Origin of the sequence: Mesorhizobium sp. M2A.F.Ca.ET.042.01.1.1 (assembly GCF_003997405.1) — a bacterium.
Taxonomy (GTDB): domain Bacteria; phylum Pseudomonadota; class Alphaproteobacteria; order Rhizobiales; family Rhizobiaceae; genus Mesorhizobium.
Map to the genome: position 1 here is coordinate 1 of NZ_RZRX01000574.1, position 1,189 is coordinate 1,189.

Sequence of the window (1,189 nt, forward strand, 5' to 3'; positions counted from 1 at the left end):
GCCGAGGCCGCGCTTATCCCCGAGCCTTTCGGCGAAGCGCTCGTCACGGCCCAGATTGGGGTATTATGGCTCCAGGTAAGTCTGAAGGGCGTTCCCTCGCACATTGCCCATGCCAGCGCAGGGGTAAACGCGATCGAGGCGGCATTGCCGCTGATTTCCGCGCTTCGAGAGCTAGAGACACGCTGGAACGACGCAGCCCGTCGGCCGACGGAGTTTGAAGGCGTCGACCACCCTTTGAACCTCAACATAGGACGGATTGAGGGTGGAGATTGGGCATCAAGCGTGCCGGCCTGGTCGACTTTCGACGTGCGCATGGCGATTTATCCGCGAGACGATATTGACGCGGCCGAGCGGGAGCTTCGGCAATGCATCGCGTCAGCTGCGGACAGGTCCGAATATCTGCGGCAAAACCCGCCGGAGGTCATCTGCCATGGCTTCCGTGCGGAGGGTTACAGTCTGGGGCGCGATTGCTCTGAGGCGGCGACTAATGCCATAGAACTGTTGGCCGCCATGCATCAGATCGTAAACGAGTCCCCCATGGCGCGGACGCCTATTACAGCCACGACGGACGCACGCTACTTCGGCCTCTACGCCGGCATGCCGGCGCTGGTGTACGGGCCGGTCGCGGAGCGCATCCACGGCTACGACGAGCGCGTATCGCTCGATTCCGTAAGACGTGTCACGCAGTCGATCGCGCTCTTCGTCGCTGCCTGGTGCGGGCTCGAACCGATCGAAAGGGCTTAGCTTAGAGATGCGGGACATTGCCATCGTATCAACGGCACGCACGGCAGTAGGCAAGGCGTATCGCGGCTTCTTCAACAACACGGAGGCGCCGTCTCTCGCCGGCCATGCCATGAAAGCGGCCGTCGCCCGGGCGAACATTGACCCGGCAATGGTCGACGACGTTATACTTGGCTGCGCCGTGACCCAAGGAACAAGCGGTGTCAATATCGCGCGCCACGCGGTTCTCGCGGCCGGCTTCCCGGTTTCGATTGCCGCGATGACCATTGATCGTCAGTGTGCGTCCGGCCTCTCCGCCATAGCGGCCGGCGCCATGCAAGTCTCATCCGACAGTAGCCGGATCGTCCTGTGCGGCGGGGTCGAATCGATCAGCCTTGCGCAGAATGAGCACATGAACCGATACCGCGAGCGCGATCCAGTCGTGGAGGCAACCTACCCGCACTACTAC

The 1,189-nt window shown here is 62.4% G+C and carries 1 protein-coding gene and 1 pseudogene; both read left to right on the plus strand.

Going from position 1 to position 1,189, the window contains the following annotated elements:
* Positions 1-744: M20/M25/M40 family metallo-hydrolase (locus tag EOA23_RS34920; RefSeq protein WP_127307336.1), on the plus strand; the 744-nt coding region annotated here is incomplete at its 5' end.
* Between the two features lie 7 nt (positions 745-751).
* Positions 752-1,189 (plus strand): annotated as a pseudogene (locus tag EOA23_RS34925) (acetyl-CoA C-acyltransferase); the annotation flags it as partial.